Raw genomic sequence first — 26,330 nt, 5'->3', positions numbered from 1 at the left:
GCGACGGCGCCGCGCCACCCAGACTTGGCGGCCTAGCCATTGCAGGAACCGCCATGATCCACATTCGCCCCATGACGCCCGACGATTTCGAGCGTTTCTGGCCGACCTTCCAGGCCATCGTCCAGGCCCGCGAAACCTACGCCTTCGACCCCGAGCTGACCGTCGAGCAAGCTCGCCAGCTGTGGCTGCAACAGCCACTGCACACATTGGTGGCCGAGGAAGACGGCGCGCTGCTCGGTTCCTACTACCTCAAGGCCAACGCCGCAGGCCCCGGCGCCCATGTCGGCAACTGCGGCTACATGGTCTGCGAGGCCGCCCGTGGCCGTGGTGTGGCCCGGCTGATGTGCGAGCACTCGCAGAAGCTGGCACGCCAGGAGGGCTTCCTGGCGTTGCAGTTCAATTCGGTGGTGGCGAGCAACGAGGTGGCGGTGGCGCTGTGGACCCGGCTCGGCTTCGAGACCGTGGGCCGCCTGCCCAAGGCCTATCGCCACGCGCGCCTGGGGTTGGTCGACTGCCTGGTGATGTACAAGTGGCTCGCCGATGAGCCGGTGGTGGAGAAGCCAGCGCTGCTGATCGGGCGCAAAAACATCGAGGCTCGGGTGTCGCGCCGACGTGGGCGCTAGCCGGTAAGGCCTTTTCGCGACTGAAGCGCGAAAAGGCCGATCCTGCTCAACGCTGTCTCAGAAGGCCAGGCCAACCTTGAAGCCAAATTCGTCACGCTTGAGCTTGGTGTTGTCCGCCACTGGCGAATCCTCATCGAGCTTGTACTCGGTGCGGGTGTAATACACGCCCGCCTGCACCGGCATGCCGCCCTGCTGGTTCATCAGCAGCGTGACTTCGGCATAAGGGTTGGTACGGTCTTTCATGTCCACCGTGTCGCTGCCAAAATCATCCACCTTCAACCGTGCACGCCCGTCGATGGTGTGACGCGCGCCCACTTCCACACGCAAGGTGGATGCATCGAACTGATGGTTGTAGCCCAGCGCCGCCTTGGCGAAGGGCGATTTGTAGGTGAGCTTGGTATCGAGGTCGTTGATCTCGGGCTCGAAGCGGGTCCAGCTGTAGCCACCGCCCACGATGACATCGACGAAGTTGCGCGCATCCAGCGCCGCGCGCCAGCCAAGGTCAAGGTCGGCTTGCGCCTCCTTGAGCTTGTCGTCGTTCTTCTTGCCGTATTTGGCTTCGACGCCGGCTTGGTAGATGAAGCCCGATTCAGCGGTGAGCTTGTTACCGAACGTGGCAAACACACCACCTTGGCCCATGTGCTCCTTGTCGGAATCACTGCCACCTTCGAACTTGAATTTGTTGTATGCACCCAACAGGCCGACGCTGAACAGCGGCTCAGTGCTGGGCGCAGCGCTTGCCAACAATGGGCTGCCGAGCAAAGCGAGGAGGCAGGATTGGCGAAGCAGATTACGGGTGAACATACCTGAAGTCTCCATGACAGTAATACGAATGACTAACGAGCGCTTCGAGGCAACGCCGCGCAGAAAAGTTCGAAAAAAATTCAGGGAGTACTCTTAAAGAACTGATTCGCCGTTATTTTCCGATGCTGCGACATTTGACGAGGCAGTGTCGGGATGTTCAGATACGCGGCAGTTTCAGGTGTCCTGCGCCGCCGTGCGCAGGGTGAAACGGGAAGCCGGTGCGTCGTGGTCCACGACAAGTCCGGCGCTGCCCCCGCAACGGTAAGCGAGCGATGCCTTCGACACACCACTGTGCACCAGCATGGGAAGGTGAAGGACTCATGACCCTCGCAAGCCCGGAGACCGGCCTGAAGCGTCACTTGGCAACCCGCGGTGGGCGGGCGCAGGCCGGTATCCGCGTGCGCCTGCGTACGGGGTGCGCCTTTGCGTGTTTTCCACCGGGATCCATTCATTCCTGCAGCAGTGGAACGACATGTCCCAACTCATCAAGCTTCACCCCCTGGCGGCCTGCCTGGCCGTTACCCTGCCGGCCCTGGCCGACGAACCTGTGCTGAACCTCCCCTCCACGGCCATCACCGATACCCGTGACCCACAGCGCGTCGACCTGGCCACGCCGACCGAGGCCGGTTCACGGCTGCACCTCAGTGCCCTGGAAACCCCGGCCAGCACCAGCAGCATCACGGCCGCACAGATCGAACAACGCAACAACCTCACCGTGCAGGACGCCGTGACCCGCTCGCCCGGCATCACCTTCATCGGCAACCCGGGCGATGGCGGTACAGGCCTGTCGGCGCGCGGATTCACCGGCCATGGCTCGGTGATGACCCTGTTCGACGGCGCGCGCCTGTACACCGGAGCCGGTACCCAGACCTTCCCGGTCGACCCGTGGATGGTCGAGCAGATCGACGTGATCCGCGGCCCGGCTTCGGTGCTTTATGGCGAAGGCGCGACCGGCGCGGTGGTCAACGTGATCCCGAAAAAACCCTTCGCTGGCGACATCCACAACCGCCTGCGCCTGGGCTACGGCTCCTGGGACCGCCAGCAACTAGGCCTGGACAGCGGCGGCAGCCTCAGCGAGCGGCTGAGCTATCGCCTGACCCTGAACCAGCAGGCCGGCAACGGTTGGGTCGACCGCACCGACTCGCGCAGCCTGGCCCTCAGTGCCGCGCTGCGTTTCGATGCCAGCGACGACCTGAGTTTCACCCTCGCCCATGAGCGCGGTGACGCCCTGCCGGCCAACTACTACGGCACGCCGCTGATCGACGGGCATTACCGCAGCAGCCTGCGCAAGAACAACTACAACGTCCAGAACGACGTGCAGCGCTACCACGACGAGTGGACCCGTTTCACCACCGACTGGGCGATCAATGACCAGCTCAGCGCCACCAACCAGCTCTACTACATCAAGAGCCGTCGCCACTGGCGCAATGCCGAGCACTACAGCTGGGACGCCGACCGCGAGCAACTGGAGCGCCAGAGCTACCTGGAGATCAAGCACAACCAGGAGCAGATCGGTGACCGCCAGACCTTCACCTTCGACCACCGCCTGCTCGGCCTGGCCAGCAAGACGCTGGTCGGTGTCGAATACAACAAGGTGCGCTTCAACGTCGACAGCAATCGGCCGTACAACGACGTCGGCGGCGACTACATCGACCCGTGGCAGCCGACCCCGGGCTGGTTCCACAGCGCCTCGCCAACACGCCCGCAAACACTGTCCACCACCCACACCTTCGCCCTGTTCGCCGAGAACAGCCTGCAGCTCACCGAGCGCCTGTCGCTGGTGACCGGCGTGCGCCGCGACCAGAACCACATCGACCGCGACAACCTGATCGATGGCAGCCGCAGCGACCGCAGCCTGCAAGGCGGCAACTGGCGGGCCGGGCTGGTGTTCGCCGTCACCGACGACCTGTCGCTGTATGGTCAGTACTCCACCAGCGAGGACGGGGTGGATAATCTGGTCAGCCTCAGCCCGACACAGATGCACTACGACCTGACCGAGGCGAAGCAGACCGAGCTGGGCCTCAAGCAGCGCTTCTGGGAAGGCCGTGGCGAATGGACGCTGGCGGCGTTCCATATCGTCAAGAACAAGCTGCTGGTGGATGACCCGATCACCCACGAGGCGCAACAGGCCGGGCAGCAGACCTCCGACGGCCTGGAGGCGTCGCTGGAACTTGCCCTGGGGCAGCAGTGGCAGCTGTCGGCCAATGCGTCGCTGGTGCGGGCGCAGTACGATGATTTCGACGAAGTGGTCGAAGGCGTAGCCCAGGACCGTGCCGGCAACCGCCCGGCCAACGTGCCACGGCGCACGGCCAACCTGTGGTTGACCAAAGGCTTCGGCCAGCAGGTCGAGGCCGGGATTGGCGCACGCTATGTGGATGAGCGTTATGCCGACACGGCCAATAGCCAGAGTGCGCCGGGGTACACCGTGGTCGATGCCAACATCGGCTGGCAGGTGCTGCCGGATGTTCGGCTGGGGTTGCAGGTGAACAACCTGTTCGACCGGGAGTATGTGGCATCGGTGTTCAGTGGCGAGCAGTGGGTGATGGGCGCGCCAAGGTCCTACTTCGCTACCGTGGATTACACCTTCTGACTTGAACCGCCTGTCCCGGCCTCTTCGCGGGCAAGCCCGCTCCCACAGGATTTCCACTCATTTGAAAAGGGTGGTGAACCTGTGGGAGCGGGCTTGCCCGCGAAGAGGCCGGCACAGGCAACATAAAAAACACTATCAGAAGCCAACCAAATAGTTATAGGATAACGTTTCATTTGACATTCATTCCTGCTTGCGACCGCCTTCCATGACCAGCGCCTCAGCCACCCCCACCCTGCTCACCCAGCGCCTGCAGAGCATCGATGCCCTGCGCGGCCTGGTGATCCTGTTCATGCTCCTCGACCACGTGCGCGAAACCTTCTTCCTGCACCGCCAGGTCAGCGACCCGATGGCCATCGATGCCACCGACCCTTCGCTGTTCGCCAGCCGTACCCTGGCCCACCTGTGCGCACCGGTGTTCGTCCTGCTCACCGGCCTGTCGGCCTGGCTGTATGGCGAGAAGTACCGGGGTCGCAGCGATGTGTCGGCGTTCCTGTTCAAGCGCGGGCTGTTCCTGGTGGTGCTGGAATTCACCCTGGTCAACTTCGCCTGGACCTTCCAGCTGCCACCGAGCGTGGTCTACATGCAAGTGATCTGGGCCATCGGCGTGAGCATGATCGCCCTGTCGCTGCTGGTGTGGCTGCCGCGTCCGGCCCTGCTCGCCGTGGGCGCGCTGATCATCGCCGGCCATAACCTGCTCGATGGCCTGCACTTCGACGCGCAATCAGCCCTGCATGTACCGTGGGCGATCCTGCATGACCGCGGCTGGCTGGAGGTCTCGGAGAACCTGCGCCTGCGCACCTCCTACCCGGTGCTGCCGTGGATCGGCGTGATCGCGCTGGGCTACGGCCTCGGTCCGTGGTTCGGGCGTGGCAGCGATGCCGGCGAGCGCCAGCATCGCCTGCTGATGGCCGGCGTCACCGCCCTGCTCGCCTTCATGGTGCTGCGCCTCTACAACGGCTACGGCGAAGCGCCGTGGAGCGGCTACCCGGCGCTCACCCAGACGCTGATGAGCTTCTTCAACATCACCAAATATCCGCCCTCGCTGCTGTTCCTGGCCCTGACCCTGGGTTGCGGCCTGCTGTTGCTGCGTGCCTTCGAGCGTGCCGGGCTTGCCCGCTGGGTCAGCGCCCTGGCGGTGCTCGGCGCAGCGCCGATGTTCTTCTACTTGCTGCACCTGTATGTGCTCAAGCTGCTGTACCTGGCCTGTGTGGCGCTGTTCGGCCTCAACCAGGGCGACTACTTCGGCTTCGACGGCATCGGCGCGGTGTGGCTGGCCGCGCTGCTGCTGGCGGCGGCGCTGTACCTGCCAGTGCGCTGGTTCGCCCGGCTCAAGGCGCGCCGGCGCGACATCCACTGGCTGAAGTACTTCTGATTCAGCGTTTCACCCGGCGGCCGGATGGTCTACCATGCCGCCCGCCGGTTTCCACCACGGAATTAATAGGGAATCCCGGGCCCGCCCAACCCGGCGTGCCAATCGGAACTGCCCCCGCAACTGTAGGTGCCGAGCCTGCTCCATCGATGCCACTGGACCTGGTCCGGGAAGGCCGGAGCCGGGCGAGGACGCACCAGTCAGGAGACCTGCCGGCCTACATTCACCAACCGGCGGGGTGTCCGGGATGGCCATCCGTCTTGCCCCTGCACGTGCAGGGCTGCGGCGATGCCTGTCCGTGCGTTCCTCACCAGAACTGTCCGACAGGAGATCGCCCAGCATGCTGCCCCGTATCGCCACCTTGCTCGCCGGCCTGAGCCTCACCGGCCTGGCTCAGGCTGCGGTCACCCTTTACCCGCTGACCGTCGACAACTGCAGCGCGCCGCAGACCTTCGCCCAGGCGCCTGAGCGTGCGGTCACCATCGGCCAGGCCGGCACCGAGATGCTTTACGCCCTGGGCCTGGGCGACAAACTGGCCGGCACCTCTTTGTGGTTCAACAACGTCTTGCCCGAATACCAGGCAGTGAACGACAAGGTGCCGCGCCTGGCCGACAACGAGCCCAGCTTCGAAGCCGTGGTCGGCAAGCGCCCGCAACTGGTGGCGGTGCAGTTCGAGTGGATGGTCGGCGCCCAGGGCGCGGTCGCCACCCGTGAACAGTTCCGCGAACTGAACATTGCCACCTACCTGCTGCCCTCGGACTGTGAAGGCAAGGACAACCTGGTCGGCGCCGACGGCACCCGTCTGCAGGCATTCCAGGTCGACAGCATCTACAAGAGCATCAGCCAGCTGGCCGAGATCTTCGACGTACAGGACCGCGGTGCCGCGCTCAATGCCGACCTCAAGGCACGCCTGGAGGGTGCCCGGCAGCAACTGGCCGGCAAGGACCTGTCGCAGACTTCGGCACTGTTCTGGTTCTCCAGCGCCGACCTCGGCATCGACCCTTATGTTGCGGGCCGCCAGGGCGTAGCCGACTTCATGCTGCGCACCCTGGGCGTGCGCAACGTGGTCGAGTCGACTGAAGAATGGCCAACCGTAGGCTGGGAAACCCTGGCCAAGGCCAACCCGACCTGGCTGATCATCGCGCGCATGGACCGCCGCCGCTACCCCGCCGATGATTACCGGAAAAAGCTCGAATTCCTCCGCCACGACCCGGTGACGAAGCAGATGGATGCGGTAAAGAACAACCGCATCATCATCCTCGACGCCGACGCCATGCAGGCCGGGATCCGCCTGTTCCGCGGCCTGCAGACCTTGTCCGCGGCCTTCGCCAGCGGTAAAGCGGCGCCATGATGAAAGCTTTGCCCTACAGCGCCCTGGCCCTGCTGGCCTTGCTCGCGGCCGTGCTGGCCGGTACTGCCATCGGCGAAACCAACCTGCCGCCACAGGTGGTCTACCAGGTGCTGGCCAACCACCTGTGGCAGGCCGGCTATCCGGTCGACCCGATCGACGCCGGCATCGTCTGGAACTACCGCCTGACCCGCGCCCTGGTCGCTGCCGCTTGCGGGGCGGGGCTGGCGACCTGTGGGGTGATCCTCCAGGCGCTGCTGCGCAATCCGCTGGCCGAGCCCTACCTGCTCGGGCTGTCCGCCGGCGCATCGACGGGTGCGGTGCTGGTTGGCCTGTTGGGCCTGGGCAGCGTCGCCCTGAGCATGTCCGGCGGCGCCTTCATCGGTGCCCTGGCAGCCTTTTTGCTGGTGCTGGTGCTGGCCCGTGCGGCCGGGCCGAGCAACAACCACGCGCAGGTCATCCTCGCCGGTATTGCCGGCTCCCAACTGTTCACCGCCATCACCGCTTTGCTCATCACCAAGTCGGCCACCGCCGAACAGGCACGCGGCATCCTGTTCTGGCTGCTGGGCAACCTCAGTGGCGTGCGCTGGCCGTCGGTGTGGCAGGCATTGCCCGTGGCGCTGTTCGGCCTGGCGGTGTGCCTGTGGCACCGTCGGGCGCTGGATGCCTTCACTTTCGGCGCCGACTCGGCAGCTTCGCTGGGCATCGCCGTGCGCCGCACGCAATTGCTGCTGATCAGCTGCGCGGCACTGGTGACGGCGGTGATGGTGTCGATCGTCGGCGCCATCGGTTTCGTCGGCCTGGTCATCCCCCACGCCCTGCGCCTGCTGCTCGGCCCCGGTCATAGCCGCCTGCTGCCGGCCAGCGCGCTGGGCGGCGCGTTGTTCCTGATTGCTGCCGATGTGCTGTCGCGCACGCTGATTGGCGGCCAGGTGATTCCAGTCGGCGTGGTCACCGCATTGCTCGGCGCGCCCGTGTTCGCCCTGATCCTGGTCAGCCGCCGGGGGCGCCCATGAACATCATGAACAGCGCGCACGTCGCGCCACTCGCCTGCAGCGGGCTGGGCCTGCAACTGTCAGGCACCAGTGTGCTGAGCAACATCGACCTCAGCGTGGCGGCCGGTGAAACGCTGGGTATCGTCGGCCCCAACGGTTCAGGCAAATCGTCCCTGCTCAAATTGCTGGCCGGGCTGCGCACGCCGAGCAGCGGCAACGTGCAGCTGCTCGGCGAGCCCCTGGCGCGCCTGCCGCGCCGGCGCGTCGCCCAGGCGTTGGCGCTGGTCGAGCAACAGGCCGACACCCTCGACGCGATCAGCGTGTTCGACGCCGTCGCCCTGGGGCGCACACCCTGGCTGTCGGCGCTGGCGCCGTTTTCCCGCGAAGACCGGGCCATGGTCGAACAGGCCCTGGCCGACCTCGACGCCACGCACCTGCGTGAACGGTCCTGGAGTTCGCTGTCCGGCGGCGAGCGCCAGCGCGTGCACATCGCCCGCGCCCTGGCCCAGCGCCCGCAGGTACTGCTGCTCGACGAACCGACCAACCACCTCGACATCCAGCACCAGCTGAGCCTGCTGCAACAGGTGCAGGCGTTGCCGGTGACCACCCTGGTGGCCCTGCACGACCTCAACCAGGCGCTGACCTGCGACCGTGTGGCAGTGCTCGACCAAGGCCGCCTGGTAGCCCTCGGCAAGCCGCTGCAGGTGCTGACCCCCGAGCGCCTGCTGAGCACCTTCGGCGTGCATGCCCACTACCTCACCGACCCCTTCGACGGCGCACGCATCCTGCGTTTCCGCGCCCCCTGAACCAGGACGTTTCCCGCCATGTTGTTGCGCCCCGCCGCTGTGCTTTTGTCCCTGCCACTGGCAGGCCTGGCCCCATTTGCCTTCGCGGGCTCGGCGCAGTCCCACAGCAGCGGTTTTGTCGAAGACAGCAGTTGGAGCATCCTCAATCGCACGGTCTACGACCAGCGTGACTACAAGCACGGCGGGCGTAACAGCGGCGCGCGCAATGCCTATAAGCCACGCAGCGAACGTAACGGCCTGGCCGAGGAATGGGCCTACGGGCTGATGGGCACGTACCAGTCCGGTTTCACCCAGGGCCTGATCGGCGTCGGCGTCGATGCCCACGCCTATCAGGGCGTGCAGCTCGACAGCGGTGGCGGCCGTGCCGGCAAGGCGCGCCTGCTGAGCCTGGACAACGACGGCCACCCCAAGAACGCATACAGCCGGGGCGGCGCGGCGCTGAAGCTGCGGGTATCGAACACCGTGCTGTCCTGGGGCGAACAGCGGGTGAAGACGCCGGTGTTCAGCTCCTCCGACAGCCGCCTGCTCCCCGAAACCGCCACGGGCTTGTTCCTGACCAGCAGCGAGAACGACACCCTCAAGCTGGTCGCCGGCCACTTCAACGAAAGCACCGACCGCAACGCCTCAAGCCACGACCAGGGCTTCGTGGTGAACTACTCCGATGGCCGCCAGGGCAACAGCTTCGACCTCGCCGGCCTGGTGTGGAACCCCGGCGCTGCCTTCAGTGGCAGCCTGTACACCTCACGCTACGCAGACACCTGGAACCAGCACTACCTTGGCAGCACCTTCACCCAGGCCCTGGGCGACCGCCACAGCCTGAGCCTGGACCTCAACCTGTACCGCACCACCGACGCCGGCAAGGCGCTGTCCGGGCGTATCGACAACACCACCTGGAGCCTGGTCTCACGCTACAACCAGGGCCCGCACAGCTACAGCCTCGGCTGGCAGCAAGTGGATGGCAACACGCCGTTCGACTACGTCACGCGTGGGGCAATCTACATCGCCAACGCCGTGCAGATGTCCGACTTCAACGCACCCAACGAAAAGTCATGGCAGGCACGCTATGACCTGAACATGGGCGGCTACGGCATTCCGGGGCTGAGCCTGACCGCCCTGTATGTACGCGGTTTCGATATCGACGGCAGCCATGTCGACCCCAACGGCGGCTATGCGTACCTGGGTTATGGCAAGGGTGGCAAGCACTGGGAACGTGGCCTGGAGGCACGCTATGTGGTGCAGAGCGGCAAGGCCAAGGGCACCACCTTCTCGCTGCGGCACAACGTGCACCGCGGCAACACGGCGCAGGCGGAGCTCGATGGCAATCAGATCCGCCTGGCAGTGGAATGGCCGTTGTCAGGCGGTTTCTGACAGCCGCTGCCACACCGTTATAATCCCCCTCTCGGAAATACCCGCCCAAGGCCACCCAATGCCCCGCATCCAGAAGTTGCTGCTCCCCCTGCTGCTCACTGCCGCCCTCGCCGCCTGCGACCAGAAGCCCACCCGCGAACAGCAGATCCTGGCCAACCTGCCGCTGCAGGAGGCCTACGACCACAATATCGAGCGCATGGCTGCACTGCTCACGCGCACCCACCCGCAGCTGGATGCGGCCACCATCAGCAACGTCCTGCGCAAACACCTCACCGTCGAGGACCAGCGCCAGGACCTATACAAGCTCTACAGCGAGAAGAACTTCAGCGACGCCGAATTCGCCACCATCGTCGCCGCCACCCACGACCCGGCCAAGGCCAAGGCGCTGGAAGAGACCGAGGAAGGCAAGCGTTTGAGCGACAAGCTCACCGGCCTGATGCGCGAAACGGCGCGGGATGCAAAGGTCCAGGCCCTGGCCGAGCAGCGCATGCAGCAGGTCGAGGATGAACTGCAAGCCCTGGAAAAATCGGGCTCCTGAACCTGGATCGATACTTCGCCTGTTGCGGCCTCTTCGCGGGTAAACCCGCTCCCACAGGCACCGCAACTTCAGAGCAACGCTATCCCTGTGGGTTTACCCGCGAAGAGGCCGGAACAGGCTTGAAGTGATCGTTCTCGCAGCCACCGGGTCCAACGAACATTCCTCATCGGGAGACCGACCATGCCCCGCCTGGGCTTCGCCTGCATGTACCGCCACCCGCACCGCAGCCTGTCGGTGAAAGCGCTGGAAGCGATCGAACGCACCTTCAATCCGCGCACCACCACGCTGCGCTGGCTGACCAGTGCCAGCGAAGAAACGGCCCGCGCCAAACTGCTGGAGCTGGTGCAGCACAACCTCGATGCCCAACTGCGCCTGCTGGCCTACGTCAGCGAATTGCCGCCGATGCTGCGCATGGTGCGCCTGAGTAGCGACCTGCTGCCGCTCTACAGCCACCCCAGCGTCGCGCCGCTCTATCGCGACAGCGAGTTCCAAGCCCTGATGGCCGAAGGCTTCGCCGCCATCGGCAAGCTGGCTCGGGAGCAGGATTTGCGCCTGTCATTTCACCCCGGCCAGTACTGTGTGCTCGGCTCGGACCGCCCCGAGGTAGTGGAAAACAGTCTGGCCGAATTCGAATACCACGCCGACATGATCCGCATGATGGGCTTCGGCCAACGCTTTCAGGACTTCAAGTGCAATGTGCATATCGCCGGGCGCCTCGGCGCGGCCGGTGTGCGCCAGGTGTGGCCACGGTTGTCCCAGGTGGCACGCAACGTGATCACCTTCGAGAACGACGAGAAGACCTATGGCGTCGACGACTGCCTGGCACTGGCCGACCTTGCGCCAGTCGTGCTGGACATCCACCACTGCTGGATCCACGAGGGTGACTACATCGACCCGCACGACCCGCGTGTGGCCCGGATCATCGACAGCTGGCGTGGGGTGCGGCCGACCATGCACTACTCGCAGCCGCCGGAAAGCTTGCTGGCGCTGGGCTTCGACGCTGACCGCAAGCTGACCATCCCGGCGTTGCTGGAGAAGGTGAACAAGCGTGACCTGTATCAGCACAGCGCGCAGATGTGGAACGACTGGACCAACCGCTACGCCCTGCAGTTCCTCGACCGCTTCGACATCATGTTCGAAGCCAAGGACAAGAACCTGGCGACCCTGGATTTCTACCGGCGCCATGTCGAGCGGCCATGAGCGCAAAACCACCGCAACAGAGCGCTTGCGGTTCGAAAAAGATGAACTTAACTATTGTTTCAACAGTTGTCATAAATCTGTCGTGTTTCAGTCATAGGATTGACCCCAACCTGACATTTTCACTTCATGGATGAGCGTCTCATGCGTCGTGTGGTTTTCAATCAGAAAGGTGGCGTGGGCAAGTCGAGCATCGCCTGCAACCTCGCCGCGGCCAGCGCCGCCGAGGGCTATCGCACATTGCTGGTCGACCTCGACCCGCAGGCCAACGCCACTTATTACCTCACCGGGCTGACCGACGACGCCATCCCTGCCGGTATCGCCGACTTCTTCCGCCAGACCCTCTCGCCGGCCACCGCCGCTGGCAAGAAGCACCGCGTGGCGATCAGCGAAACCCGCTACGACAACCTGCACCTGGTGACCGCCAGCCCCGACCTCAGTGACCTGCAGAGCAAGCTGGAAAGCAAGTTCAAGATCAACAAGCTGCGCAAGCTGCTGGCCGAGCTGGGCGAGGACTATGAGCGGATCTACATCGACACCCCACCTGCGCTGAACTTCTACACCTTCAGTGCCCTGGTGGCCGCCGAGCGCCTGCTGATCCCGTTCGACTGCGACAGCTTCTCGCGCCAGGCGCTGCTCAGCGTCATGGCCGAGGTCGAAGAGCTACGCCAGGACCACAACCCGGCGCTGCAGGTCGAGGGCGTGGTGGTCAACCAGTTCGCCGGGCGCACCGCGCTGCACCAGACCCTGGTCGATCAGTTGCGCGCCGAAGGCATGCCGGTGCTGCCGGTGTACCTGAGCAGTTCGATCAAGATGCGCGAGTCGCACCAGGTCTCGGTACCGTTGGTGCACATGGCGCCACGCCACAAGCTCGCGCAGGAATTCGTCGACCTGCTGGACGTGCTCGAACGCGCTGCCTGAGCTGCGACAACCTGTCACGGCCAGGCACTACCCTGCCGTTCGTCCGGGTGATAGATTCGCCGCCATGAAAATCACCCGGCACACTCGCACCCTGACTGCCTGGACGCTCTATGCCAGCGTCCTGTTCAGCCTGTTGCTGTGTGGCCTGCACCATGGCCAGATGGGCGGCCTGCGCCTGGCCGGCCTGGAAGGTGGTTTCTGCTCGATCAACAGCGAGCACGGCGTGGCCATCGACCTCGACGGCGCCGGTGGCGACGAGCACATGGCCCAGCTCGACTGCCCGGTATGCTCCTCGTTCGGCCTGGCCGTGCCGCTGGCCAGCAGCGGCTGGTCGTTCAACCCTGCACACGCCGCTGCCACTTCGCCCATCGTCGTGCGCAGCTGGGCGCAACCGCCGCCCCGTTACCAACGCCCTGCCCTCACACCGCGCGCTCCCCCTGTCGTCCTCCCCGCAGCCATCACTCCTATCGCCTGACTTCAGCCGGGCGCGCCTGCCTGCGCGCTTGCCGTCAGCCATGACCTTTGCGTGGAAGACATAACAACATGCTCCGCAATACCTCTCTGGTGCTCCTCATGGGCACCTGCACCTTTGCCTGGGCGGACGATGCCGCCGTCGAACTCAACGCCACCACCATCGACGGTGAGCGCGATGCACCCTCCGGCGTGCAACTGGACGTGCCCATCAGCACCGGCTCGCGGCTGGGCCTCACCGCACGGGAAACCCCCGCGTCGGTCAGCGTATCGGACCGCCGCGTCATCGAAGAACGCGGCGCCAAGGACAGCCAGGATGTGATCAACGCCATGACCGGCGTGAACGCGTCGGCCAACCCCGGCTATGGCGGCTTCGTCAGCTACCGCGGCTTCACCCAGAACCAGGTGACCCAGCTGTTCAACGGCATCAACCTCGGCTACAGCAGCGCCACCCGGCCAGTGGACGCCTGGGTGCTGGACCGTGTCGAGCTGCTCGGCGGCCCGTCGTCGTTCCTGCATGGCGCAGGCGCAGTCGGCGGCTCGATCAACTACATCACCAAGACCGCCAGCCGTGACCAACAGATCATCGATGGCCGCGTGCGCCATGGCAGTTACGACGACTCGGAAGTGGCTTTCGGCATCAACCAGGCACTGGCCAGCAACCCGGCCGATGCCCGCCATTTCATGCGCCTGGACTTCAGCCACACCGGCAGCAATGGCTACATCGACCGTAACCAGCGCAAGACCGACAGCCTGGCGTTTTCCCTGCTCAGCGACCTGACGCCCGACCTCACCCACACCCTGGCGCTGGAATACCAGGAGGACCGCGAAGACAGCCCGTACTGGGGCGCGCCGATCCTGCCGGGGCGCAGCACCATGAAGATCGACAACAGCCGCCGCTTCGAGAACTACAACGTCGCCGACGGCCGCTACGAGCAGCGGGTGCGCTGGCTGCGCTCGATGCTCGATTACCAGGTCAACGACAGCACCAGCGTGCACAACACCCTGTACCACTACAGCGCCCAGCGCGATTACCGCAACGTCGAGCGCTACAGCTACACCCGCGACGGCAATGTGCAGCGTGCCAGCCCTTACCTGCAGCGCCATGAACAAAGCGTGCTGGGCGAGCGCATCGAATTGCGCCACGACAACTCGCTGTTCGGCCTGGCCAGCCAGTGGTCACTGGGGCTGGATTACTCACACATGCGCCAGACCGTGTATCCGAGGTCCGGGAGCTGGACCGATGTGGTCGACCCGGACCACTTCGACCCCGGCAGTTTCCATGACATCCCCGGAGTCAACGCCGGCTTGACCAAGCAGCGCCGACATGTCACCAGCAACCGCGCCGTGTTTGCCGAAAACCGCCTGCAACTGACCGAGCGCCTGGCCTTGCTCACGGCCCTGCGTTACGACTACCTGGACATGGAGGTGACCAACTACGGCGCGGTGACACCGACCTCGCCGGCGTTCTTCGAGCGGCGCTGGGAACCGCTGTCCGGTCGCATCGGCCTGACCTACGAACTGACCCCGTCGGCCAGCGTCTACGCCCAGTACAGCACCGCCGCCGACCTGCCAGCCGGTTCGCTGGCGGCAGCCACTTACGCCAACGTCGGCACCTTCGACCTGTCCAAGGGCGAGCAATGGGAAGTGGGCAGCAAGTTTGACTTCCTCGAAGGGCGAGGCGCGGCGACCGTGGCCTTGTACCAGATCGTGCGCAAGGACTTTGCCGTGCGCGATTCGAGCAACCCCAACCTGACGGTCCAGGCCGGGCAGCAGACCTCACGCGGGGTCGAGTTGTCCGGCCGGCTGCAGGTCACGCCCAAGCTGCTGGCAGAGGGCAACTACGCCTATGTCGACGCGCAATACGATGAGTTCAATGAAGCGGTCAACGGCGTATCGGTGTCGCGCAAGGGCAACGCCCCGGTCAACGTCCCGGCCAATGTCGCCAACCTGTGGCTGACCTACAGCTTCACCTCGGCCTGGTCGGCGGGGGTGGATGCCCGCTATGTCGGCTCGGTGTACGCCGACAACGCCAACACCCTCAAGGCGCCGGCCTATACCTTGTTCGGCAGCTTTGCCCGCTACCGGCTGGATGAACACACCACCATTACCGGGCGGGTGCGCAACCTGACCGATGAGGTGTATGCCAAGCAGGCCTATGGACTGCAGTACTACATGGGGGCGCCGCGGACCTTCGAGGTAGCGGTGGACGTGCGCTTCTGACACTGGCTGTGCGCCAAGGCAGTGGGGCTGCATCGCCCCTGCTGCTAAGCCGACGCCACCGCGCCAATGAAGTTGGCCAGTTCGGCCGTCTGCGGTGCAGCGAACACCTCGCGAGGGTTGCCCACCTCATGCACCTTGCCGTGGTGCATGAACACCAGCTTGTCGCCCACTTCCCGGGCGAAACGCATTTCGTGAGTGACCATGATCAGGGTCATGCCCTCGCTGGCCAGTTGACGCACCACGCCCAGCACCTCGTTGACCAGTTCAGGGTCGAGCGCCGAGGTGATCTCGTCGCACAGCAGCACCTTGGGTGACATTGCCAGGGCCCTGGCAATGGCCACGCGCTGCTGCTGGCCGCCAGAAAGCCGGTCGGGGAAGGCATCGAACTTCTCCGCCAGGCCCACCCGTGCCAGCATCTGTTCGGCCAGTTGGCGTGCTTCGCTGCGGCTGGCCTTCTTCACCACCTGCGGCGCAAGCATCACATTCTCGCCGACGCTCAGGTGCGGAAACAGGTTGAACTGCTGGAACACCATGCCCACCTTCTGGCGCAAGGCGCGCAGGTCGGCGCGGCTGGCGTCGAGGTATTCGCCGTCGACTTCGATGACGCCGTCGCTGATCGACTCCAGGCCATTGAGGGTGCGCAGCAAGGTGCTCTTGCCCGAGCCGCTGCGGCCGATGATGGCCACCACCTCGCCCTCCTCGATGCTCAGGTCGACGCCCTTGAGCACGTGGTTGTCGCCATAGTACTTGTGCAATGCAGACACTCTAAGCAGGGGCATGCAGCCTCCTTTCCAGGTAACGGGCGCTCAGCGAGAGCGGATAGCAGAGAACGAAGTAACCCAGCGCGACCAGGCCGTAGACCATGAACGGCTCGAAGGTGGCGTTGGCCAGCATGCCGCCGGTCTTGGTCAGTTCGGTGAAGCCGATGATCGAGGTCACCGCCGTGCCCTTGACCACCTGCACCGAGAAGCCCACCGTCGGGGCAATGGCAATGCGCAGGGCCTGGGGCAGGATGACGTGGCGCAGTTGCTCCAGGCGGCTCAGCGCCAGGCTGCCGGAGGCCTCCCACTGGCCACGCGGGATGGCTTCGACGCAACCGCGCCAGATTTCAGCGAGAAAGGCGCTGGTGAACAGGGTCAAGGCAATGGCCGCTGCCATCCAGGCCGAAACATCGAGGCCGAACAGGGCAATGCCGAAGAACACCATGAACAGCTGCATCAACAGCGGCGTGCCCTGGAACAGCTCGATATAGCCCCGCGCCAGGCCGCGCCACAGCGGCTGCTCGGAGAGCCGCCCGACCAGCACCAACAGCCCGGCCAGGCCACCGCAGACGAAGGCCACCAACGACAGCAGCAAGGTCCACTGCAGGCCGACCAGCAGGTTGCGCAGGATGTCCCAGAAGGTGAAGTCCATCAGCGTCTCCCCATCAGCAGGCGCTGCCCCAGCCAGGCCAGCGACTGGCGCAGGAGAATGGCCATGAGCAGGTACAACGCGGTGGTCAGCAAGTACGTTTCGAACGCGCGGAAGTTGCGCGACTGGATGAAGTTGGCAGCGAACGACAGCTCCTCGGTGGCGATCTGCGAACACACCGCCGAGCCGAGCATGACGATCACGATCTGGCTGGACAGTGCCGGCCAGACCTTGGCCAGCGCTGGCCGCAGCACCACATGGCGGAACGCCTCGAAGCGGTTCATGGCCAAGGCCGCGGCGGCTTCCAGCTGCCCCTTGGGGATGGCCTGGATACCTGCACGGATGATCTCCGTGGAATAGGCGCCCAGGTTGACCACCATGGCCAGCACCGCCGCCTGCCATTCGCTCAGGCGAATGCCCAGCGCGGGCAGGCCGAAGAAGATGAAGAACAGCTGGACGATGAAGGGCGTGTTGCGGATCAGCTCCACATAGAGGCCGAACAGCGTGTCGAACGGCCGCACGTGCCAGGCGCGCACACCTGCACCCAGCACGCCGATGGCCACGCCCAGCAAGGTGCCGACCGCCGTCAGCTGCAGGGTGAACCAGGCGCCCTTGAGCAGCAGGTCGGCCTGGGCCAACACAGGAGCGAAATCGAATTCATAGGCCATGGTGACAGGCTCCAGGCGCCGCTCAGAGGTCAGCCGGCAGCGGCTGTTTCAACCATTTTTCCGCGTTGCGGTTCAGGCTGCCGTCCGCCTTGGCGGCCTCCAGCGTGGCGTTGACCTTGTCCATCAGCGCTGGCTCGTTCTTGGCCATCCCCACGTAGACCGGCGAATCCTTGAGCTTGACCTTGACCACCGGCACCTTGGCCGGGTTTTTCTCGGCGATCGCCGCCATCACCACGCTGCCACTGGCGATCAGCTCGACCTGCCCGGAGAGGTACGCGGCGATGGTCGAGTTGTTGTCCTCGAAGCGCTTGATCACCGCGCCCTTGGGCGCCACGGCGCTGAGTTCCATGTCTTCGATCGAGCCGCGGGTGACGCTGATGGTTTTGCCGGCAATCGCGTCGATCCCGGCGATGGCCACGTCGGCCGGGCCGAACACGGCCAGGTAGAACGGTGCGTAGGGGCGGGAGAAATCGATGACGGCGGCACGCTCGGGGTTCTTGCCCAGGCTGGAGATCACCAGGTCGACCTTGCCGGTGGTGAGAAACGGAATGCGGTTGGTGCTATTGACCGGCGTCAGCGCCAGCTTTACGCCAAGCTTGTCGGCCAGCAGCTGGGCGGTGTCGATGTCCAGGCCTCGAGGCTTGAGGTCGGGGCCGACCGAACCGAAAGGCGGGAAGTCTTGCGGCACCGCCACTTTGAGCACGCCACGGGCGCTGATGTCGGCCAGCGCATCGGCCTGCGCGCCTGGCAATGCCAGGGCGCCGGCGCAGAACAGAGTGGCCAGGAACAGGGGGCGGAATATCTTCATCGGATGGCCTCGCAAGCATTCAGGAAGTGGACTGCCGCCAGGGCAGTGCACGGGCCATGCCAGAGTGCGCCCGGGCACATCACGAAGCGGTGGAAAGCGCGCACTGAACGGTCTTACTGGTCTGAACAGTTGCCCGTCGGCCGCCCGCGTCGCCGAGGGCACGCCCCGCTTTCGTGCAGCCGGGCACTACGCTGCGCCAGGGCGGAGCAGCACTTGCCAGCGCAAGGCAATCGCCGTAAAAAGCCAAAGTCATCGCCCTCCGACCGGTCTGAACAGCATGCTCGATACCCTCCCCCGCGCCGTCCCCGAACAGGCCCTGCAAGGCATTCGCAAGCTGATCGACGAAGGCACCTATCAACCCGGCGATGCCTTGCCCTCGCAACGTGACCTTGCCGAGCAGCTGGGGGTGAGCCGGGCATCGCTGCGTGAAGCGCTGTCGTCGCTCAGTGCCCTGGGCCTGGTCAGCGTGCAACCGGGCAAGGGTGTGTTCGTGCAAGCGCCGGTGCCTGCAGCCTCGACGTTTGCATGGCCTTATGCCGAGCAGGTGTCCGCCAGTGACACCTTCCAGTTGCGTTACGCCCTGGAAGGCTTCGCCGCCGGGCAGGCGGCACTGGCCCTGACCGCAGATGACATCGATCGCCTGGAGGAAAATGTCGAGGCGATGCACCAGGAGTTGCGCGCGGGCCGCTTCGAAGCCGCGGCCCGGCTGGACTTCGCGTTCCACCAGCGGTTGCTGCAAGCCTGCGGCAACCAGGCGATGCTGCAGGTGATCACGGCGAGCCAGGAGATTTTCCTCGAGAGCCAGAAGCTGCCCTTCATTCGCCCGGAACGCGCCCTAGAAACCTGGCAGGAGCACCGCAAGATTCTCCGCGCCCTGAGCCGCCGCTCGCAGGCGGCCGCGCAGAAGGCGATGCAGGAGCACATCCGCAACGCGGCCTCGCGCACCGGCGTGGTGTTTACGGTGTAGCGTCGGCCCGTTGCGGTCGTAACAGGCATCCCGATGTCGCCCTGAACGATGCGCCCGCCCCCGCTGACCCGGTCTACTGGCCCTTGATAACAACGATGGCGCGCCTGAGCGCGCCACATTCATCCAGGCTGCCTATGGAAACCGGAGAGCTTCCGTATGTCTGCATCGCATGAGGTATCCCCCGCCACCCTGCGCAGGGTCATCGCCGCTTCGGCCATCGGCAACTTCGTCGAATGGTTCGACTTCGCCGTCTATGGCTTCCTCGCCACGCTGATTGCCGGGCAGTTCTTCGCCAGCGAAGATGCCAGCGTCGCCCTGCTCAAGACCTTTGCCGTTTTCGCCGTGGCCTTCGCCTTGCGCCCGCTCGGCGGTATCGTGTTCGGTGCACTGGGCGACCGCCTGGGCGCAAGCGTATCCTGTCGCTGACCATCCTGCTGATGGCCGGCTCCACCACCTTGATCGGCCTGCTGCCGACCTATGCCAGCATCGGCCTTGCCGCGCCGGCACTGCTGACCCTGGCGCGCTGCCTGCAAGGCTTCTCGGCCGGCGGCGAATATGCCGGCGCCTGCGCCTACCTGATGGAACATGCGCCACGCAACAGGCGTGCGTTCTACGGCAGCTTCGTGCCTGTGTCGACCTTCTCGGCCTTTGCCTGCGCGGCGGTCATCGCCTATGGTCTGGAGGCCAGCCTGCCGGCCGAAGCCATGACCGCCTGGGGCTGGCGCATCCCGTTCCTGGTGGCCGCGCCGCTGGGGCTGGTGGGCTTGTACCTGCGCTGGCGCATGGAGGAAACCCCGGCGTTTCGTGAGGCTATCGCCCAAGGCAAGGAACATGAACATTCGCCGCTCAAGGAGACCCTGCGCAAGCACGGCCGCGCGATCCGCAACCTGGGCATGTTCATTTCGCTGACGGCGCTGTCGTTCTACATGTTCACCACCTACTTCGCCACCTACCTGCAACTGGTCGGCAACCTGACCCGCGCCCAGTCGCTGCTGGTGACCACCGTGGCGTTGTTGTTCGCGGCCGTTGGCTGCCCGCTGGCCGGGGCCTTCTCGGACCGGGTCGGGCGGCGCAAGACCATTGGCTTCACCTGCCTGTGGGTGATGGTCTGCGTGTTCCCCGCTTACTGGCTGGCCAACTCCGGGTCGATGTCGGGGGCGCTGCTGGGGGTGATCCTGCTGGCGGTGGGGGCGCTGTGCAGTGGCGTGGTGACGGCGGCATTGCTGTCGGAGAGTTTCCCTACGCGGACCCGCTATACCGCTTCGGCGATTACCTACAACGTGGCGTATACGCTGTTTGGTGGGACTGCACCGCTGGTGGCGACCTGGTTGATCGGACAGACCGGCAGCAGCCTGGCGCCGGCGTTCTACCTGGTGGTGATTGCGCTGGTGGCCTTGGTGGGCGGGTTGGCGTTGCCGGAGACATCGCGGATATCGTTGCATGATGAAGCTGGGGTTGATGTGAGCCCTGCAGTCCGCGCTTCGAGCTGAGGCCCTTGGGGCTGCTTTGCAGCCCTTTCGCGACACAAGGCCGCTCCCACAGGGACTGCGCGATCCTTGTGGGAGCGGCCTTGTGTCGCGAAAGGGCCGCAGAGCGGCCCCGGCGATCTCAATCCTCTTCGCGCCTGTATGCCCACTGATAGAGCGCCGGCAACACCAGCAAGGTCAGCGCCGTCGACGACAGAATCCCGCCAATCACCACCGTCGCCAGCGGCCGCTGCACCTCGGCCCCAGTCCCGGTCGCCAAGGCCATCGGGATGAACCCCAACGACGCCACCAGCGCGGTCATCAGCACCGGCCGCAAGCGCGTCAACGCCCCCTCCTCGACCGCCGCACGCACGCCACGCCCTTGCTCGCGCAGGTTGCGAATGAAGGCGATCATCACCAGGCCATTGAGCACCGCCACACCCGACAAGGCAATGAAACCGACCCCGGCGGAAATCGACAGCGGAATCTCGCGAAGCCACAGCGCCAGCACCCCGCCGGTCAAGGCAAACGGAATCCCGGTGAACACCAGCAGGCCGTCCTTGAGGTTGTTGAACATCATCAGCAGCAAAGCCATCACCAGCAACAGCGCTACCGGCACCACCACCCGCAAACGCTCGGCCGCCGACTGCAGCTGCTCGAACTGGCCGCCCCAGCGGGTCCAGTAACCCGGCGGGATCTGTACCTGCGCAAGCAACGTCTGCTCGGCCTGCTCGACAAACGAACCCAGGTCGCGCCCGCGCACGTTGGCGCTGACCACCACCACGCGCTTGCCATCCTCGCGGCTGACCTGATTCGGCCCCAACTGCAGGTTCAACGTGGCCACCTGCGAAAGCGGGATGAAGCCGATCCGTGCCGCGCCGGCCGCCGCGCTGGCGGGGACCGGAATCAGCACGCTGCCCAGGCCATCGACATCGGTCCGCAGGGTTTCGGGCAGGCGTACCACCATGTCGAAGCGGCGATCGCCTTGGTACACCGTGCCCGCCGTGCGCCCGCCGACGGCGATGGCGATGGCGTCCTGCACGTCGCCCACATTCAGACCATGGCGCGCAGCCTTGTCGCGATCGATATCAATGGTCAGCACCGGCAGGCCGGTGGTCTGCTCGACCTTCACCTCCGCGGCGCCGGGTACCTGTTGCAGGCTGCTGGCGATCTGCGCGGCGGTACGGTTGAGCACGTCCATGTCATCCCCGAACACCTTCACCGCCACATCGCTGCGCACGCCGGAGATCAGCTCGTTGAAGCGCAACTGGATCGGCTGCGACAGCTCGTAGTTGCTGCCCGGCACGCTGGCAGCAGCGCGCTGCACCTCGGCAATCAGTTCCGTGCGGGGCTTGCCGGGGTCCGCCCACTGCTCGCGCGGGCGCAGCATCACGTAGGCATCGGAGATGTTCGGCGGCATCGGGTCGGAGGCGATCTCGGCGGTGCCAGTGCGGGCAAACACCCGCTGCACTTCCGGCACCTGGGCGATGATGGCCTGCTCCAGGCGCTGCTGCATGTCCACCGACTGCGACAGGCTGGTGCCTGGAACACGCAGCGCCTGCAAGGCAAAATCACCTTCGCTGAGGCTGGGGATGAACTCGCTGCCCAGGCGGCTGGCCATGACCCCGGACAGCAGCACCAGCCCGGCGGCTGTGGTGAACGCCAGCTTGCGCCGGCCCAGCACCCAGTTGAGCACCGGTGCGTAGCGCAGGCGGGCGGTGCGCATGAGCACGCCCTCTTCCTCCTTGACCTTGCCGGTGACGAACAGCGCGATAGCGGCCGGCACGAAGGTCACCGAAAGGATCATGGCACCCAGCAGTGCCATCACCACGGTGAAGGCCATCGGGTGGAACATCTTGCCCTCGACCCCGGTCAGGGCAAAGATCGGCAGGTACACCACCATGATGATCAACTGCCCGTAGATCAGCGGCCGGCGCGCCTCACGGGCGGCGGCGAACACCTCGTGGAAGCGTTCGGCACGGGTCAGCATGCGGCCATGGCGCTGCTGCGCATGGGCCAGGCGGCGGATGGCGTTTTCGACGATCACCACCGCGCCATCGACGATGATGCCGAAGTCCAGGGCGCCAAGGCTCATCAGGTTGGCACTGACCTTGTTGCTGAACATGCCGGTGAAGGTGAACAGCATCGACAGCGGGATGACCATGGCAGTGATCAGCGCAGCGCGGATGTTGCCCAGGAACAGGAACAGCACGGCAATCACCAGGATCGCGCCTTCGACCAGGTTCTTCTTCACCGTGGCGATGGCCTTTTCGACCAGGTGGGTGCGGTCATAGACCGTGACCGCGACCACACCCTTGGGCAGGTTGCGATTGATCTCGGCGAGTTTGGCCGCCACCGCCTGGGACACAGTGCGGCTGTTCTCGCCGATCAGCATGAACACCGTGCCCAGCACCACCTCGCGGCCGTTTTCGGTAGCCGCGCCAGCGCGCAGCTCTTTGCCCAAGCCAACCTGGGCAACATGGCTGACGCGGATGGGCGTGCCATCGACAGTGGAAATGACGATGTTGGCGATGTCTTCGGCCGAGGCCACCTGCCCCGGCGCACGAATCAGCAGCTGCTCACCGTTGCGCTCGATGTAGCCGGCGCCCACGTTGGCGTTGTTACGCTCCAGCGCCGCGATCAGGTCGTTGAGGGTGAGCGTGTAGGCTGCCAGGCGCTTCGGGTCGGGGGCGATCAGGTACTGCCTGGCGTGGCCGCCGATGCTGTTGACCTCGGCGACGCCGGGCACGTTGCGCAGCTGCGGCTTGATGATCCAGTCCTGGATCACCCGCAGGTCAGTCGCCGTGTAAGGCGTACCGTCGTCCTTGAGTGCGCCCTGCTCGGCCTCCACCGTCCACAGGAAGATTTCCCCCAGCCCCGTGGAGATCGGCCCCATGCCGGCCTCGATGCCTTCGGGCAACTGCTCGCGAGCGACCTGCAGGCGCTCGTTGACCAGTTGCCGGGCGAAGAACAGATCGGTGCCATCGTCAAAGATCACCGTTACCTGCGACAACCCCGAGCGCGACAGCGAGCGGGTCTGTTTCAGGCCCGGCAGGCCTGCCATGGCGGTCTCGATGGCGAAGGTGATGCGCTGCTCGGTCTCCAGCGGCGAATAGCCCGGCGCGGCAGTGTTGACCTGCACCTGGACGTTGGTGATATCCGGCACCGCATCGATCGGCAGTTTCTGGTAGCTGTGGATTCCCACGGCAGCCATCAGCACCACGGCGAGCATCACTACCAGGCGCTGCTCGATGGCGAATTGGATCAGGCGTTCGAACATGCAAGCATCCCCGCAGTCAATGGCTGTGCTCGGCAGAGGCTTTGCCGAGCTCGGACTTGAGGTCGAAGCTGCCGGCAGCAGCCACCTGGGTCCCGGCGGCCAGGCCCGAGGTGATCTCTACCTGGCCGGCGTCGCGGCGGCCGGTGTTCACCGGGCGGGCCTCGAAACCTTCGTCGGTGCGGGCGAATACCACGGTCTGCTGCTCCCAGCTCTGCAATGCGCTTTCGGGCACGACGACGGCCGCCTTGAAGCGTTCGACACTGACCCCGATATTGACCAACAGCCCCGGGCGCCAGGCACCGCTGGGGTTGGCCAGGGTGACGCGCACGGTGGCGGCGCGGTTCTGCTCGCCGAGCAGGCTGCCGACGTAGTTGACCGTGCCTTCGGTTTCGGCGCCGAGGTCCGGCGCGCTGACGGTCACGCTGCGCCCAGTGGTGACCCTCGCCAGTTCGCGGGGTGCGACGGCGAAGGTCGCCCATACGCGGCTGAGGTCGGACAGGGTGAAGGCGTTGCTGGTCTCGTCGACCACTTCGCCTACGGTCAGGTGCTTCTCCACCACCACCGCATCGAACGGGGCACGCAACTCGTAGCGGTTACCGGCACCGGCCGGGCCGACGGCGGCCACTTTATGCCGGGCATTGGCCAGGGCGATTTCGGCTTCTTGCAAGGCCTGGCGCGCCTGCAGGTAATCCTGCTCGGCACTGATGCGCTCCTGCCACAGCTGCTGCTCGCGCTGGAAAGTCAGGCGCGCCAGTTCGAGGCGGCGCTGTGCGGCCTGCTGCTCGCTGCGCAAGTCGGAGATCTGCTGGCTGGCGATGACCGCCAGCACCTGGCCGCGCCTGACCGACTGGCCGAGCTCGGCCTGCACCGCTTCGACCACGCCCGGCACCCGTGGTACCACATGGGCCGTGCGGTCTTCATCGAAACGGATCTCGCCGGGGAAGCTGATGGCGGTACCCAGTTCGCGTGGGCCGGCGGTGGTCAACCGGATGCCGGCCGACTCGATCTGGGCAGTCGACAGGTGCAGTGCGCCTTCTTTTTCCTGATGCGCTTCAACCGCTTCATCAGCGTGACCGTGGCTGTCTTCGCCATGGTCGTCGTGGCGGGGCTCTGCTGGACTGGTCTGGCCTTTGCTGGCCTGGCCAAGGTGGCCGGTCCAGGCCAAGCCACCCATGCCGAGAATGGCAATGGCAGCGGCCAGGAGGGCGAATTTGCGGGGGTTAGTCATTGTTGCTCCTGCTGCTCGAAATGTTGCTCAAACCTTCCAGATCGCCGTAGATCCGTTCGACCTGTGCCCGTGCATCGGTTGCCGTGGCCAAGGCCTCGAGGTACAGCCCGCGCGCGTCGATCAAGGTGCGCTGGGCGTCGAGCACGTCGAGGAAAGCGAATTTGCCCATTTCGAAGCCACGGGTAGCGGTGTCCACGGCCTGCTGCGCCGACGGCAGGATGGTCTGGTCGTAGGCCTGCACCTCCTGCATCGCCGTGCGCCACTGATCAACGGCGCTGCGGGTTTCGCTGCGCAGGCGCAGTTCGACCGCGTTGCGCAGGTCACGGGCCTGGTCGGCGCGGCGTGCCGCGGCGAGCACGTTGCCCTGGTTACGGTCGAACAACGGCAAGGGCATCGACAGCCCGACCACATTGACCCGCTCACGGTCCTCACGGCTGTACTGGCTGCCGACACTGACGGTGAGGTTGGGCACGCGCAGGGCCTTTGCCGACCCCAGCGACGCTTCGCCGCGCTCGACCTGGGCAGCTGCCAGGCGCCATTCGGCGGTCCGTTCGAGCTGGCCGAGCAAGGCCTCGGCCGAAGGTGCGGCGCCAGGCGACAGACTGGCCGTCGGCAAGGTGTCGAAGGTCGCCAGCGAGCTGCCGGTCAACCGCGCCAGGGCCTGGTAGGCCACGGTGCGCTGGGTTTCGGCGCGTCTTACGTCGGCCCGGGCCTGGGCCAGTTGAACCTGGGCACGGGTGACCTCCACCGGTGACGACTGGCCGGCCGTGACCCGGCCCTGGACTACCCGCAGGCCACGCTCGGTCAGCGCTTGCGACTGCTGCGCCAGTTCCACGCCGGTCTGCGCACGCAAGGCGGCGTGATACGCCTGGACCACATCGGCGCGCAGGCTGTTGCGCTGCCTTTCGAGGTCAAGCTGGGCAATGGCCTGGCCGGCGCCGGCCACCGCAATGCGCGCACCGCGCTTGCCGCCCAGTTCCAGTGGCTGGCTGAGCGTGACGGTGCTGGTGCTGGTATCGCGGCGGGTGTCTTCCATTTCCCAGGCCAGTTCAGGGTTGGGGATCAACCCGGCCTGGCGCCGCTCGCCCTCGGCAATGCCGACTTCGCGACCGGCTGCGGCCAGTTCAGGGTTGTTGGCAAAGGCGGCGCTCAACGCCTCGGGCAGGCTCATGCCTGGCCCGGCCTGGGCGCTGGCGGTGGCCGCCAGCAACAGGCCGAGCAAGGCGATCTTGCGGGGGGTGGGCACTTCG

At 65.5% G+C, this 26,330-nt stretch carries 21 protein-coding genes, 1 pseudogene and 2 riboswitches; of the genes and pseudogenes, 14 read left to right on the top strand and 8 right to left on the bottom strand.

Features of this window, described 5'->3' with window-relative positions; genetic code table 11:
* Positions 1 to 53 precede the first annotated feature (53 nt).
* Positions 54 to 623, top strand: a complete 570-nt coding sequence (locus CQW31_RS00575) for a GNAT family N-acetyltransferase (protein ID WP_054886377.1) — start codon at positions 54 to 56, stop codon at positions 621 to 623.
* A 57-nt stretch (positions 624 to 680) separates the two neighbouring features.
* Here CQW31_RS00575 and CQW31_RS00570 read toward each other — a convergent pair whose 3' ends face one another.
* Positions 681 to 1,427: an outer membrane beta-barrel protein gene (locus CQW31_RS00570; protein WP_054886378.1), complete on the bottom strand. Its 747-nt coding sequence runs from the start codon at positions 1,425 to 1,427 to the stop codon at positions 681 to 683.
* Positions 1,428 to 1,586: 159 nt separating this feature from the next.
* A riboswitch (cobalamin riboswitch) is annotated at positions 1,587 to 1,793 on the top strand.
* A 106-nt stretch (positions 1,794 to 1,899) separates the two neighbouring features.
* Between CQW31_RS00570 and CQW31_RS00565 the strand changes: the two genes are divergently transcribed.
* The 11 genes from CQW31_RS00565 (at position 1,900) to CQW31_RS00515 (ending at position 15,253) form a co-directional block, all read left to right on the top strand.
* Positions 1,900 to 4,017, top strand: a complete 2,118-nt coding sequence (locus tag CQW31_RS00565; RefSeq protein ID WP_099813440.1) for a TonB-dependent siderophore receptor — start codon at positions 1,900 to 1,902, stop codon at positions 4,015 to 4,017.
* A 205-nt stretch (positions 4,018 to 4,222) separates the two neighbouring features.
* Positions 4,223 to 5,389: a DUF1624 domain-containing protein gene (locus CQW31_RS00560; protein WP_054886380.1), complete on the top strand. Its 1,167-nt coding sequence runs from the start codon at positions 4,223 to 4,225 to the stop codon at positions 5,387 to 5,389.
* Between the two features lie 28 nt (positions 5,390 to 5,417).
* Positions 5,418 to 5,618: riboswitch (cobalamin riboswitch) on the top strand.
* 108 nt (positions 5,619 to 5,726) lie between these two features.
* Positions 5,727 to 6,737: an ABC transporter substrate-binding protein gene (locus CQW31_RS00555; protein WP_099813439.1), complete on the top strand. Its 1,011-nt coding sequence runs from the start codon at positions 5,727 to 5,729 to the stop codon at positions 6,735 to 6,737.
* Positions 6,734 to 7,750 (top strand): iron ABC transporter permease, encoded by a 1,017-nt coding sequence (locus CQW31_RS00550; protein WP_054886382.1) that lies wholly within the window; start codon positions 6,734 to 6,736, stop codon positions 7,748 to 7,750. Before CQW31_RS00555 ends, CQW31_RS00550 begins: the two co-directional genes overlap by 4 nt.
* The gene (locus CQW31_RS00545) at positions 7,747 to 8,535 is read left to right on the top strand and encodes an ABC transporter ATP-binding protein (RefSeq protein ID WP_054886383.1); all 789 of its coding nucleotides are present in this window, start codon (positions 7,747 to 7,749) and stop codon (positions 8,533 to 8,535) included. Before CQW31_RS00550 ends, CQW31_RS00545 begins: the two co-directional genes overlap by 4 nt.
* 18 nt (positions 8,536 to 8,553) lie before the next feature.
* A complete protein-coding gene (locus CQW31_RS00540; RefSeq protein WP_099813438.1) occupies positions 8,554 to 9,903 on the top strand; it encodes an OprD family porin in 1,350 nt (449 codons plus the stop codon).
* 58 nt (positions 9,904 to 9,961) lie between these two features.
* The gene (locus CQW31_RS00535) at positions 9,962 to 10,441 is read left to right on the top strand and encodes a hypothetical protein (RefSeq protein ID WP_099813436.1); all 480 of its coding nucleotides are present in this window, start codon (positions 9,962 to 9,964) and stop codon (positions 10,439 to 10,441) included.
* Positions 10,442 to 10,621: 180 nt separating this feature from the next.
* Positions 10,622 to 11,641: a UV DNA damage repair endonuclease UvsE gene (gene uvsE / locus CQW31_RS00530; RefSeq protein ID WP_099813434.1), complete on the top strand. Its 1,020-nt coding sequence runs from the start codon at positions 10,622 to 10,624 to the stop codon at positions 11,639 to 11,641.
* A 141-nt stretch (positions 11,642 to 11,782) separates the two neighbouring features.
* Positions 11,783 to 12,559 (top strand): ParA family protein, encoded by a 777-nt coding sequence (locus CQW31_RS00525; RefSeq protein WP_099813432.1) that lies wholly within the window; start codon positions 11,783 to 11,785, stop codon positions 12,557 to 12,559.
* A 64-nt stretch (positions 12,560 to 12,623) separates the two neighbouring features.
* Positions 12,624 to 13,034, top strand: a complete 411-nt coding sequence (locus tag CQW31_RS00520; protein WP_099813430.1) for a DUF2946 family protein — start codon at positions 12,624 to 12,626, stop codon at positions 13,032 to 13,034.
* Positions 13,035 to 13,102: 68 nt separating this feature from the next.
* Positions 13,103 to 15,253: a TonB-dependent siderophore receptor gene (locus tag CQW31_RS00515; RefSeq protein ID WP_099813428.1), complete on the top strand. Its 2,151-nt coding sequence runs from the start codon at positions 13,103 to 13,105 to the stop codon at positions 15,251 to 15,253.
* Between the two features lie 44 nt (positions 15,254 to 15,297).
* Here CQW31_RS00515 and CQW31_RS00510 read toward each other — a convergent pair whose 3' ends face one another.
* From CQW31_RS00510 to CQW31_RS00495, 4 genes are read right to left on the bottom strand one after another with little or no spacing between them, the layout of a single operon-like run.
* Complete coding sequence (locus CQW31_RS00510) at positions 15,298 to 16,032, bottom strand: amino acid ABC transporter ATP-binding protein (protein WP_054886390.1); 735 nt, start codon at positions 16,030 to 16,032, stop codon at positions 15,298 to 15,300.
* Entirely contained in the window at positions 16,019 to 16,669 is a 651-nt protein-coding gene (locus CQW31_RS00505) for an amino acid ABC transporter permease (RefSeq protein WP_082433639.1), read from the bottom strand. Before CQW31_RS00505 ends, CQW31_RS00510 begins: the two co-directional genes overlap by 14 nt.
* A complete protein-coding gene (locus tag CQW31_RS00500; protein WP_054886392.1) occupies positions 16,666 to 17,331 on the bottom strand; it encodes an amino acid ABC transporter permease in 666 nt (221 codons plus the stop codon). Before CQW31_RS00500 ends, CQW31_RS00505 begins: the two co-directional genes overlap by 4 nt.
* Positions 17,332 to 17,353: 22 nt before the next feature.
* Complete coding sequence (locus CQW31_RS00495) at positions 17,354 to 18,139, bottom strand: transporter substrate-binding domain-containing protein (RefSeq protein WP_099813426.1); 786 nt, start codon at positions 18,137 to 18,139, stop codon at positions 17,354 to 17,356.
* 277 nt (positions 18,140 to 18,416) lie between these two features.
* Here CQW31_RS00495 and CQW31_RS00490 point away from each other — a divergent pair, with 277 nt between their 5' ends.
* Together CQW31_RS00490 and CQW31_RS00485 are read left to right on the top strand one after the other, a co-directional pair.
* Positions 18,417 to 19,106, top strand: a complete 690-nt coding sequence (locus CQW31_RS00490; RefSeq protein WP_054885091.1) for a FadR/GntR family transcriptional regulator — start codon at positions 18,417 to 18,419, stop codon at positions 19,104 to 19,106.
* Between the two features lie 156 nt (positions 19,107 to 19,262).
* Positions 19,263 to 20,596, top strand: a pseudogene (locus CQW31_RS00485) (MFS transporter).
* A 118-nt stretch (positions 20,597 to 20,714) separates the two neighbouring features.
* Here CQW31_RS00485 and CQW31_RS00480 read toward each other — a convergent pair.
* The 3 genes from CQW31_RS00480 to CQW31_RS00470 are packed head-to-tail and all read right to left on the bottom strand — an operon-like array spanning position 20,715 to position 26,326.
* Positions 20,715 to 23,852, bottom strand: coding sequence for an efflux RND transporter permease subunit (locus CQW31_RS00480; protein ID WP_099813424.1), 3,138 nt, complete (start codon positions 23,850 to 23,852; stop codon positions 20,715 to 20,717).
* A gap of 16 nt (positions 23,853 to 23,868) precedes the next feature.
* A complete protein-coding gene (locus CQW31_RS00475) occupies positions 23,869 to 25,080 on the bottom strand; it encodes an efflux RND transporter periplasmic adaptor subunit (RefSeq protein ID WP_099813422.1) in 1,212 nt (403 codons plus the stop codon).
* Positions 25,073 to 26,326, bottom strand: a complete 1,254-nt coding sequence (locus CQW31_RS00470; RefSeq protein ID WP_099813420.1) for a TolC family protein — start codon at positions 26,324 to 26,326, stop codon at positions 25,073 to 25,075. Before CQW31_RS00470 ends, CQW31_RS00475 begins: the two co-directional genes overlap by 8 nt.
* Between the last annotated feature and the right edge of the window lie 4 nt (positions 26,327 to 26,330).

This window comes from Pseudomonas sp. 382, assembly GCF_002759075.1.
Lineage (GTDB): Bacteria > Pseudomonadota > Gammaproteobacteria > Pseudomonadales > Pseudomonadaceae > Aquipseudomonas > Aquipseudomonas vlassakiae.
Note: the sequence above shows the minus strand (reverse complement) of the source record. Positions and strands in the feature narration are given on the sequence as shown.

Coding starts and splice junctions, on each gene's coding strand:
- CQW31_RS00575 (WP_054886377.1), top strand. CDS start 54: ATGATCCACATTCGCCCCATGACGCCCGACGATTTCGAGCGTTTCTGG.
- CQW31_RS00570 (WP_054886378.1), bottom strand. CDS start 1,427: ATGTTCACCCGTAATCTGCTTCGCCAATCCTGCCTCCTCGCTTTGCTC.
- CQW31_RS00565 (WP_099813440.1), top strand. CDS start 1,900: ATGTCCCAACTCATCAAGCTTCACCCCCTGGCGGCCTGCCTGGCCGTT.
- CQW31_RS00560 (WP_054886380.1), top strand. CDS start 4,223: ATGACCAGCGCCTCAGCCACCCCCACCCTGCTCACCCAGCGCCTGCAG.
- CQW31_RS00555 (WP_099813439.1), top strand. CDS start 5,727: ATGCTGCCCCGTATCGCCACCTTGCTCGCCGGCCTGAGCCTCACCGGC.
- CQW31_RS00550 (WP_054886382.1), top strand. CDS start 6,734: ATGATGAAAGCTTTGCCCTACAGCGCCCTGGCCCTGCTGGCCTTGCTC.
- CQW31_RS00545 (WP_054886383.1), top strand. CDS start 7,747: ATGAACATCATGAACAGCGCGCACGTCGCGCCACTCGCCTGCAGCGGG.
- CQW31_RS00540 (WP_099813438.1), top strand. CDS start 8,554: ATGTTGTTGCGCCCCGCCGCTGTGCTTTTGTCCCTGCCACTGGCAGGC.
- CQW31_RS00535 (WP_099813436.1), top strand. CDS start 9,962: ATGCCCCGCATCCAGAAGTTGCTGCTCCCCCTGCTGCTCACTGCCGCC.
- uvsE (WP_099813434.1), top strand. CDS start 10,622: ATGCCCCGCCTGGGCTTCGCCTGCATGTACCGCCACCCGCACCGCAGC.
- CQW31_RS00525 (WP_099813432.1), top strand. CDS start 11,783: ATGCGTCGTGTGGTTTTCAATCAGAAAGGTGGCGTGGGCAAGTCGAGC.
- CQW31_RS00520 (WP_099813430.1), top strand. CDS start 12,624: ATGAAAATCACCCGGCACACTCGCACCCTGACTGCCTGGACGCTCTAT.
- CQW31_RS00515 (WP_099813428.1), top strand. CDS start 13,103: ATGCTCCGCAATACCTCTCTGGTGCTCCTCATGGGCACCTGCACCTTT.
- CQW31_RS00510 (WP_054886390.1), bottom strand. CDS start 16,032: ATGCCCCTGCTTAGAGTGTCTGCATTGCACAAGTACTATGGCGACAAC.
- CQW31_RS00500 (WP_054886392.1), bottom strand. CDS start 17,331: ATGGCCTATGAATTCGATTTCGCTCCTGTGTTGGCCCAGGCCGACCTG.
- CQW31_RS00495 (WP_099813426.1), bottom strand. CDS start 18,139: ATGAAGATATTCCGCCCCCTGTTCCTGGCCACTCTGTTCTGCGCCGGC.
- CQW31_RS00490 (WP_054885091.1), top strand. CDS start 18,417: ATGCTCGATACCCTCCCCCGCGCCGTCCCCGAACAGGCCCTGCAAGGC.
- CQW31_RS00480 (WP_099813424.1), bottom strand. CDS start 23,852: ATGTTCGAACGCCTGATCCAATTCGCCATCGAGCAGCGCCTGGTAGTG.
- CQW31_RS00475 (WP_099813422.1), bottom strand. CDS start 25,080: ATGACTAACCCCCGCAAATTCGCCCTCCTGGCCGCTGCCATTGCCATT.